The organism is Streptomyces fuscigenes, assembly GCF_021556455.1.
GTDB lineage: Bacteria > Actinomycetota > Actinomycetes > Streptomycetales > Streptomycetaceae > Streptomyces > Streptomyces fuscigenes.
Window position 1 is genome coordinate 1 of the sequence record NZ_JAKGCV010000231.1, and the last position, 8843, is coordinate 8843.

Genomic DNA, 8843 nt, shown 5'->3' on the forward strand with positions numbered 1-8843 from the left:
CGCGCCGCGCACCTCGGCGAGGCGCTCGGGCCCGGCGCCCGCGGCGCGTACGGCGGCGAGGCCGCGCGCCGGGGTCGCGGGGGTGCCGGACCACAGCGTCGAGTCGTTGATCTGGATGCGCGCGGTGCGCGTGCCTCCGAAGACCATGGCGCCCAGGCGGCCGTTGCCGACCGGCGCCGCCTCGTTCCACGCGGCGGCTGGACGCGGCCAGTGCAGCCGCAGGTCGTCGTTCATGGGTGGCGGTTCCTGGTTCTTTACTTGATGCCGGTGAAGCCGATGGAGTTGACGATGCGCCGGCCGAAGACCATGAACAGGGCGAGCATCGGCAGCGCGGCGATCATCGTGGCCGCCATCAGGCCCGCCCAGTCCGGGGCCGCCTGCGGGGAGGACTGCTTGAACACGCCGAGCGCCAGCGTCAGCGGCCGGGCGTGGTCGTCGTTGGTCGCCAGCAGCGGCCAGAAGTAGTCGTTCCAGGTGTTGATGAACGTCAGCAGCGACAGCGTGGCGATGGGCGCCGCCGTCATCGGCAGGGTGATCGTGAAGAAGATCCGCATCCTGCTCGCGCCGTCCACGATCGCCGCCTCCTCCACCTCCGTGCTGAGCCCGAGCATGAACTGCCGCAGGAAGAAGATGTTGAACGCGGAGAAGAACGCCCCCGGCAGGATGAGGCCGGTGAACGAGTTGAGCTGGTGGATGTCGCGCACGAAGATGAAGTTCGGCAGCAGGGTCAGGATCGCGGGCACCATCAGCGCGCCCAGCAGGATGTTGAACACCGTGTTGCGTCCGCGCCAGCGCAGCCGGGAGAACGCGTACGCCGCCATGGCCGAGCAGAACACCACCAGCGCGGTCTGCACCGTCGCGTAGATGATCGAGTTGCGCAGGAACAGCGGGGTGTCGAGGGCCGCGCCGGAGCCGCCCTGGGCCTGCGCCTCGGCCTGGCTCGCGAGGCCGAGGGCGCGCTTGAAGGCGCCCCAGGTGAAGTCGACCGGCAGGAACGACGAGGGGTCCGTGGGCAGGGCGACGTTGTTCGAGAACGCGGTGCGCAGGATCCAGTAGAACGGGAAGATCGTCACGATCAGCACGACGATGATGAAGACCCAGGCGCCGATGCGGCCCGGTGACAGGCGGGGGCGTGCGCCGGAGCCGCCGGCCGCGGGTGCGGCGGTGGTGCGTGAGGCGCCCGTTGCGAGGAGGGACATGGACGGGCTCCTTCTAGTTCAGGTCGGTTTCGTTGGCGCGGGCCAGGCGCATCTGCGTGAACGTGATCGCGATGAGCAGCACGAACAGGGCCAGTGACATCGTCGACGCGTAGCCGAAGTCGAGTTCGCCGAAGCCCTTTTCGTAGATGTACATCTGCAGCACGTTCGACGCGTTGGCCGGCCCGCCCTGCGTGGTGACCGACACGATGTCGAACACCTGGAACGACCCGATCACCGTCAGGATGACCACCATCACGAGGATCGGCCGCAGCAGCGGCACGGTCAGGCGGCGGAACATCTGGAACTCGCTCGCGCCGTCGAGGCGCCCCGCCTCGTAGACCGTCGGCGGGATCGTCTGCAGGCCCGCGAAGATCAGTACGGCGTTGTAGCCCATCGACTTCCACACACTGACGGCCGCCAGCGAAGGCACCGCCCAGTGGCTGTCGGAGAAGAACAGCAGGTGCACGCCGGTGACCTTCTCCAGCAGCTGGCTGACGATGCCCAGCTGCGGATCCAGCATCCACTGCCACACCAGCGCCGCGACGACACCGGAGATGAGGAACGGCAGGATGACCAGGCCGCGGATGACGGTGGAGCGCGTCAGCCGGTGCAGCACCACCGCCGTGATCAGCGACAGCAGCACACCCGCCACCACCGAAAGGCCGACGAAGTAGACGGTGACCAGCAGCGAGTGCCAGAACACGGAGTCGCCGAACATCTCGCGCCAGTTGGCGAGGCCGACCCACTTCGGTGCGGTCAGGATGTGGAACGACGTGAAGCTGTAGTACACCCCCCTGACGGTGGGGTACGCGAAGAAGACGAGGAACCCGGCGACGGCGGGCGTGATCAGCAGCCACGCCAGTTTCCCGTCGCCGCGGCGCGGGGAGGCCGCGGCCGGGCGCTGCGGCGCGCGGCGGCCCCCCGCCCGGCGCCCCGGCGCGGCAGGCTGTTCGTTCACTATCTGCGCCACGGCGCACTCCTTGGCACTCGTACGGGTGGTCACCGGTCCGGTCGTCCGGCATCCGTCCCGGTGACCACTCGCCTGCTCAACCACTTGGACTACTCGAACTGCTCGTACTGCTCGGCCTGCTCGTACCGCTCGGCCTGCTCGTACCGCTCGGCCTGCTCGTACTACCGGACTGCTGAACTACTGGACTACTGGGACTACTGGGACTACTGGACGACGATCTGGTCGATGTCGGCGACGTAGTCGGCGGGGTTGCCGAAGCTGATGCTGTTGTCTCCGGCCTTCAGTGTCATCGGCACGGTGACGTTCTGGGTGTGGTCCCAGTCGTTGTCACCCGTCCCCGAGAACGGCAGCTGGATCGTCTGCCCGTCGACGGTGACGACACCCTGCCGGCTGGTGTCCCCGTCGGCGTACGCCACGGTCACGAGGTAGGTCCCGTCGCGCGGCGCGGTGACGTGGTCGAAGGTCACCGACGCGGCACCACCGACATTGCCCGCCTTCTTGCCACCGGCACAACCCCCGCAGTCGGAGGCGGTGGCACCGCCGGCCAGGGTGGCGTCCTCGCCCTGGTAGGTGACGGGACCGCCAGTGTCCGCGGTGGTGACGGCGACGGCCGCGGAGGCCCCCGAGTCGCGGCCGCGGGTGTCGACCGCGGTGACGGTGTAGCTGTGGCCGGAGGCCGGGGCGAGCCCGGAGACGGTGGCGGAGGTGGCGCTGCCACCGGTGCTCGCGACCTTGCGGCCGTTGTCCCGGATGTCGTAGCGGGCGATGCCCGCGCCCTTGGCGGGCAGCGCCGCGTCCCAGGCGAGGGAGACCGATGTGGCGGTGGCGGAGGTGCCGTGCGCGCCGGTGGGGACGGTGGGGTTCGCGGAGGTGCGCGGCGTGACGGTCAGCAGCCGCGAGCCGTGGGCGGGCAGCGTGGCGCCGAAGGAGCCGGTGGCGGAGCCGAGGTCGCGGTGGCTCCAGACGTCCTCGACCTTCGCGGTGCCGCCGAAGCCGAGGTCCTGCCACCGCGCGGTGGCCCGGGCGGGCGAGGAGCCGAGGTTGAACAGGGCGACGGTGTAGCTGCCGTCCGCGTTGCGGGCGTACCACGTCTGCTGCTCGGAGGACTGGCTGACGGGCTTCGCGGGCCGGCCGGCCTGGTCGATGGCGATGACGTCGTCGTTGGTGAGCAGCTTCTCACCGTAGCTGTCGACCTTGGTCAGGTCGTCGCCGATGTAGAGCGGCGCGGCCTCGACGGCCCACAGCGTCATGTAGCTCTGGCGCTCGTCGTCGGTGAGGCCGTCCATCGCGCCGCTGCCCACGTCGACGGAGTCGAGGTTGTTCCAGTGGCCGGGTCCGGCGTCGGGGATCCACTGGACGACGTCGCGCCAGCGCTGCTTCACGGAGGCGTCCCACGTGACGAGGGTGTCGCAGTAGCACTCGACGTCGGTGTCGATGCGCCAGCCGTTGCTGTCGTTCTTCCAGTCGGCCGCGTAGCTGTGGCTGAGCGCCCAGGACAGGGTGAACTCGATGGGCCTGCCGGTCGCGTTCAGCGCGGCGCGCCAGCCGGCGGCGTCGTCGCGGTTGTCGTAGTTCGCGCCGCCCTTGAAGGAGCCGGGGCCCACGCCGTCGAGCTTGAGGAAGTCGACGCCCCAGCTCGCGTAGAGGTCCGCGACGGACTGGGTGTACTTCTGCGCGCAGGGGTTCGAGTAGTCGATCTTGTAGGCGCTGTCCCAGCCGTTCGTCTTGCGCAGGTCCGGGTAGGCGACGTCGGCCGTGGTGCACCCGGGGGCGCCGTACACGGGCGTGGTGCCGTCGCCGTACGCCTTGGGGTCGAGGCCGACCGCCTGGTAGATGCCGGCCTTGAGGCCGAGGGCGTGGAGCTTGCCGTTGACGTACTTGATGCCGTCGGGGAAGCGCCCGGCGTCGGGGACCGGCCGGCCGTACTGGTCGAAGCCCGTCGTCCAGCCCGCGTCGATGTTGACGTAGTCGTAGCCGTGCTTCTTGTACTTCGAGGCGAGCAGCCGTGCCTGCTGCAGGACGTGGGCCTCGGTCAGGAAGCTGGCGGAGCCGTCGGGGTTCACGCCCGGGTAGTTGGTGGACTCCAGGCTCCAACTGCTCCAGCCCATGTACGGCTTCTGGGCGAGCGGGGCCTGTGCGGCCGGGCCGTGGGCCGCGGGGGCGTGGGCCGCGACGTCGGGGGCGTGGGGGGCCGGGGACGTGGCGGCTGCCGGGCCCGCGAGCCCCGCCGTCGCCAGGACCGAGGCCGAGAGGGCGCCGAGCGCGAGCGCCCATCCCCTGCGTCCCGGGCCCTCGGCCGTTTCCGCTCGTTCCCGGGCGGCGCGACCTCTCAGTGCCATGGCTAGCTCCGTTTCGCCGCTTCGCTGCGGCCGGTGGGGGCGGTGTCTCGGTGGACGACGGACCGGGCGTGCGCGGTGCCGGCCCGACATCCCCGGCGGCGCGCGTCCGTCGCTCGTCCCCGTGGGGGGAGGAGGTGCGGTGACTGTAAACAGGGTTTCCTTCCAGGGTCAATATATTGTCACCGGCCTTTTCTCCGACGGAGGCGCAGGTGGGCGCGTGCATGTCAGCGCAGAGGGCCGACTGCCTGCAGGGATTCCACTCCCGTTGGCTTCCGGCAGAAGGTAATCTTTCGGTGTGAGCCTCTCCAGCCAGCCCCCCGCGGCCGCCCTGGTCTTCCAGACCCTCCTGACCCAGGGCCCGTTGACCCGGGCCGAACTCGGCCGGCGCACGGGCCTGTCCTCGGGCGCCGTCACCAAGGTGTCCACACCGCTGCTGGCGGACGGCTGGATCACCGAGGTCGGGCAGCCCTCCGGCGAGCGCCAGCCGGGCCGGCCGGCCACCCTGGTCGCGGTGCGCCCCGAACGCGCGCGCTTCGTCGGTGTGAAGGTGACGGGCGACGAGCTGATCGGGGTCGCCGCCGACCTGACCGCGACCCCGCTGGCGACCCGCCGCGCCGCCCTCGGCTCGCGCGAGGTCGGCGCCGTCGTACGGGCCATCGCCCGCATGGTCGCGTCCCTCGCGGACGGCGAGGGCGGACCCGCGGTGCACAGTGTCGGTGTGACCATCTCCGGCGACGTGGACGGGCACACCGGTGTGGTGCGCTACTCGCCGTTCCTCGACTGGCGCGGGGTGCGCCTCGCGGAGCTCGTGGAGGCCGAGACGGGCATCCCCACCGTCATCGACAACGACGTACGGGCGCTGACGGTGGCCGAGCAGTGGTTCGGCGCGGGCGCAGGACTCTCGTCGTTCGCCCTGGTCACGGTGGGCGCGGGCATCGGGTGCGGCATCTCCGTGGACGGGCGTCTGGTCTCCGGCGCCCACGGGGTGTCCGGCGAGATCGGGCACCTGCCGGTCGGCGGGGCGCTCGGCTCCACACAGGTGTGCACGTGCGGCAACACGGGCTGCGTGGAGGCCGTCGCCTCGACGCAGGCCATCGTCGACCAGGCGCGTGAGGAGACCGGGAACCCCGGCCTCACCCTGGCGGACGCCGTCCGCCTCGCGCACAACGGCGACGAGGCGGCGCGCGCCGTCTTCACGCGCGCGGGCCACGCGCTGGGCCTCGCCATCGCCTCCGTCGCCAACCTGATCGGGCCGGAGCGGATCATCATCTCCGGCGAGGGCGTGGCCTCGTACGACCTGTTCGCCGACCAGATCCGCGCGTCGTTCACGGCCCAGGCCTTCGGTACCGCGGCGGACTGCGACCTGGTGGTGCGCCCGCTGCCCTTCGAGGCGTGGGCCCGGGGCGGTGCCGCGGTCGCGGCGCAGCGGCTGTTCGCACCGATGGCGGCGGGACCGGCGTCGGCGAACTGAGCCGGGGCCGGGGCCGAGGGCGGCCCGGAGGACGTCGCCGCGGGCGCCGTCAGCCGAGCACCGCGACGGCGATGCGGCGCTGGACCTCCTCGGCGCGGTCCCACGTCCAGCCGTTCTCCACCACCAGGGCCCGCCACCCCTGGGGCCCGAACCAGTACCACAGCAGGTCGGACGTCTCCTCGGCCGAATGGGCCGGGGCCGGGGCCAGTGTGTGCAGATGCCGTGCGACGGCGCGCAGCGCGGCGCGGTAGTCCGCCGTCGCGCGCTCCCACAGCGCCTCCCCGTCCTCGTGCACGGCGAGCGCCTTGTGGATCGCCTCGTGCACGACGCACTGGCTCTCGTTGCCCGCGCGCGTCCCGCGCGCCAGGGCCGCGAGCACCGCCGCGGGGTCGCGCAGCGCGAGCATGCCGGCCAGCGCCTCCTCGTAGCCGGAGGCGGCCACGCCCCGGTCGACGATCCGGTTCAGGATGTCGCCCTTGCTCCCCACGCTCGCGAACACGGTCTTCGACGCGACACCGGCGGCGCCGGCTATGTCGGCGACGGTGACCCGACCGTAGCCGCGCCGGGCGAAGAGGTCCGTGGCGTGACGCAGGATCAGGTCCCGCGTCTGGTTCGCGCCTTGTTCGCGGAGCGGAGAGGTGTAGTGACGCCTGGTGGTCATGGGAAGGATGCTAACACCGCGCATTCATTAGGTATGCTGTTACCTCAATAAAGGTGTCGCGACCGGTTCCCGGCAGGCGTCCGCGGCAGCCACTGCCCGGGCCGCCCTGGACGCGCGGCGCCGGACGGCATCATCGGCGAAGGGCAACGATCACCATGGGCATGGACGCTTCAGAGCTGGGCCGGGGCCTCTTCCGCATCCTCGAGACGGGCGAGCCCGCGCTGGCCGCCGAGGTGGTCCACGAGGACTTCCGCAACCGCGAGGCGGCCTCGTCGCCGGCGGCCTGCTCGATTCCCGGGCCCGCGGGCGTTCTCGCCTCCGGAGCCTGGATGCGCTCGGCCTTCAGCGGCCTGCGCTTCGTCGTCCTCGCGACCGTGCAGGACCAGGAGCAGGTCTGGGTGCGGCTTCGCATGCAGGGACGCCACACGGGCCCCTTCGTCCGCTTCGCGGACGGCGCGCTCGACCAGGCCGTCCCGCCCACCGGGCGCGAGATCGACTTCGAGCAGATCCACGCGCTCGGCCTGCGTGACGGCAAGGTCGTCTCGCACGAGGCGGTGCGGGACGACGTCACGATGCTCGGCCAGCTCGGCGTGTTCCCGCCGGCGCCGGCCGGCCTGCTGCGCATGGCCTCCTGGCGGCTGACCGGGCGTGCGGCACGCGCCGCTGCCGCCGTTTCGGCCGAGCCGGGCGGCCGCGGCCGCCCGGCTGGACGGGGCCGCCGCGCGCTGACCGCGCGGCCCTCCCGCCACGACGCGGCCGCCGCCTCGGCCGAAACGAACGAAAGGAACCCCCACCCATGAGGGAGAATCCCCGGCCCGCGCGGTCCGCGGGACGCCTCGCCGATGAGCTGCGGGCGGTGGAGGCCGAGCTGACCGGCCGCCAGCCGGAGACGGAGATCGAGCCGTCGCTCACGCGGATGCACGCCCTGATGGAGCTCCTCGGCCAACCGCAGTCCTCGTACCCCACCATCCACGTCACCGGGACGAACGGAAAGACCTCCACGTCCCGGATGATCGAGCGGCTCCTCATGGCCCTGGGCCTGCGCACCGGCCGGTACACGAGCCCTCACGTGCGGGACATGACCGAGCGGATCAGCCTGGACGGGGAGCCGATCACCGCCCGGGGCTTCGTGGACACCTACGCCGGCCTCGCTCCCCTGGTCGGCGAGGTCGACTCGACCCAGCCCCTCACGATGTCCTTCTTCGAGGTGGTGACCGCCATGGCCTACGCCGCGTTCGCGAAGGAGGCCGTGGACGTCGCCGTGATCGAGGTGGGCATGGGCGGCACATGGGACGCGACCAACGTGATCGACGCCGCCGTCTCGGTGATCACGCCGGTGGCGCTGGACCACACCGACATGCTCGGCGCCACGACGGGTGAGATCGCCGCGGAGAAGTCGGGTGTCGTCAAGAGCGGGCGCACCGCGGTGGTCGCACGGCAGGTGCCCGACGCAGCCGACCGGATCGCCGGGCGGGCAGCGGACGTCGGCGCGACGCTCCTCAAGGAGGGAGAGGCCTTCGGCGTGCTGCGCCGTGAGCCGGTGCCCGGCGGCCAGCGGCTGACGCTCCAGGGGCGGGGCGGCCGCTACGACGACGTGTTCCTCCCCCTGTACGGGGCCCACCAGGCGCAGAACGCCGCGTGCGCGCTGGCGGCCGTCGAGGCGTTCTGCGGCGTCGGCCGCGACGGGGACGAGACGCTGGACATCGACAGGGTCAGGAGCGCGTTCGCGGGTGCCTCGTCGCCCGGCCGGCTCGAACTGGTCGGCCGGGACCCGGTGGTGCTGCTCGACGCCGCACACAATCCCGCCGGCGCCCGGGCCACGGCGGAAGGCCTCCGCGAAGCCTTCGGATCCACGACGCTGATCGGAGTGCTGGCCCCCAGCGCGGACAAGGACGTGCGAGGCGTCCTGCTGGCGCTGGAGCCCGTCCTCAGCGAGGTGGTCGCCACCGAGAACTCGAGCCCGCGGGCCATGCCGGCGGCCGACGTCGCCGCTCTCGCGCGGGAGGTGTTCGGCGCGGACCGCGTCCGGGTCGTCCCCGACCTCGGCGAGGCCGTCGACGCCGCGGCGGCCACGGCCCGGAAGGCCGGCGCCCCGGGTGCGGCGGGCGTGCTGGTGACCGGTTCCGTCGTCACGGTCGGCGAGGCCGGTCTGCTGCTGCGGGGCGGCCGCTCGTGAAGCGCCGGAGCCCACGGCCCCGCCCGG

General features: G+C 72.1%; 9 protein-coding genes. 4 read left to right on the top strand and 5 right to left on the bottom strand.

Annotated features, from left to right (window positions below):
• From L1885_RS18250 to L1885_RS18260, 3 genes are all read right to left on the bottom strand, one after another.
• The coding region (locus L1885_RS18250) for a glycoside hydrolase N-terminal domain-containing protein (RefSeq protein WP_235798198.1) at positions 1-234 on the bottom strand (234 nt) is incomplete at its 3' end.
• A 20-nt stretch (positions 235-254) separates the two neighbouring features.
• Complete coding sequence (locus L1885_RS18255; protein WP_235798199.1) at positions 255-1199, bottom strand: carbohydrate ABC transporter permease; 945 nt, start codon at positions 1197-1199, stop codon at positions 255-257.
• A gap of 13 nt (positions 1200-1212) precedes the next feature.
• The gene (locus L1885_RS18260) at positions 1213-2160 is read right to left on the bottom strand and encodes a carbohydrate ABC transporter permease (protein ID WP_235798206.1); all 948 of its coding nucleotides are present in this window, start codon (positions 2158-2160) and stop codon (positions 1213-1215) included.
• A gap of 69 nt (positions 2161-2229) precedes the next feature.
• On the opposite strand from L1885_RS18260, the gene L1885_RS18265 reads away from it, so the two are divergent.
• On the top strand, positions 2230-2409 hold the full coding sequence (locus L1885_RS18265) for a hypothetical protein (protein ID WP_235798200.1): 180 nt from the start codon (positions 2230-2232) through the stop codon (positions 2407-2409).
• On the opposite strand, the gene L1885_RS18270 is transcribed toward L1885_RS18265, so the two are convergent.
• Complete coding sequence (locus L1885_RS18270) at positions 2373-4508, bottom strand: fibronectin type III domain-containing protein (protein WP_235798201.1); 2136 nt, start codon at positions 4506-4508, stop codon at positions 2373-2375. The genes L1885_RS18265 and L1885_RS18270 overlap by 37 nt on opposite strands.
• A 295-nt stretch (positions 4509-4803) precedes the next feature.
• Between L1885_RS18270 and L1885_RS18275 the strand changes: the two genes are divergently transcribed.
• A complete protein-coding gene (locus tag L1885_RS18275) occupies positions 4804-5979 on the top strand; it encodes an ROK family transcriptional regulator (protein WP_235798202.1) in 1176 nt (391 codons plus the stop codon).
• 49 nt (positions 5980-6028) lie between these two features.
• On the opposite strand, the gene L1885_RS18280 is transcribed toward L1885_RS18275, so the two are convergent.
• Positions 6029-6640: a TetR/AcrR family transcriptional regulator gene (locus L1885_RS18280; RefSeq protein WP_235798203.1), complete on the bottom strand. Its 612-nt coding sequence runs from the start codon at positions 6638-6640 to the stop codon at positions 6029-6031.
• 161 nt (positions 6641-6801) lie between these two features.
• On the opposite strand from L1885_RS18280, the gene L1885_RS18285 reads away from it, so the two are divergent.
• Positions 6802-7440, top strand: a complete 639-nt coding sequence (locus L1885_RS18285) for an ester cyclase (RefSeq protein ID WP_235798204.1) — start codon at positions 6802-6804, stop codon at positions 7438-7440.
• Positions 7437-8816: a bifunctional folylpolyglutamate synthase/dihydrofolate synthase gene (locus L1885_RS18290; RefSeq protein ID WP_235798205.1), complete on the top strand. Its 1380-nt coding sequence runs from the start codon at positions 7437-7439 to the stop codon at positions 8814-8816. The genes L1885_RS18285 and L1885_RS18290 overlap by 4 nt, the downstream gene beginning before the upstream one ends.
• The last annotated feature ends 27 nt before the right edge of the window (positions 8817-8843 follow it).

Bases quoted from the DNA above. Each gene is read 5' to 3' on its own strand.
- L1885_RS18255 (WP_235798199.1), bottom strand. From the start codon at position 1,199: ATGTCCCTCCTCGCAACGGGCGCCTCACGCACCACCGCCGCACCCGCG.
- L1885_RS18270 (WP_235798201.1), bottom strand. From the start codon at position 4,508: ATGGCACTGAGAGGTCGCGCCGCCCGGGAACGAGCGGAAACGGCCGAG.
- L1885_RS18280 (WP_235798203.1), bottom strand. From the start codon at position 6,640: ATGACCACCAGGCGTCACTACACCTCTCCGCTCCGCGAACAAGGCGCG.
- L1885_RS18285 (WP_235798204.1), top strand. From the start codon at position 6,802: ATGGACGCTTCAGAGCTGGGCCGGGGCCTCTTCCGCATCCTCGAGACG.
- L1885_RS18290 (WP_235798205.1), top strand. From the start codon at position 7,437: ATGAGGGAGAATCCCCGGCCCGCGCGGTCCGCGGGACGCCTCGCCGAT.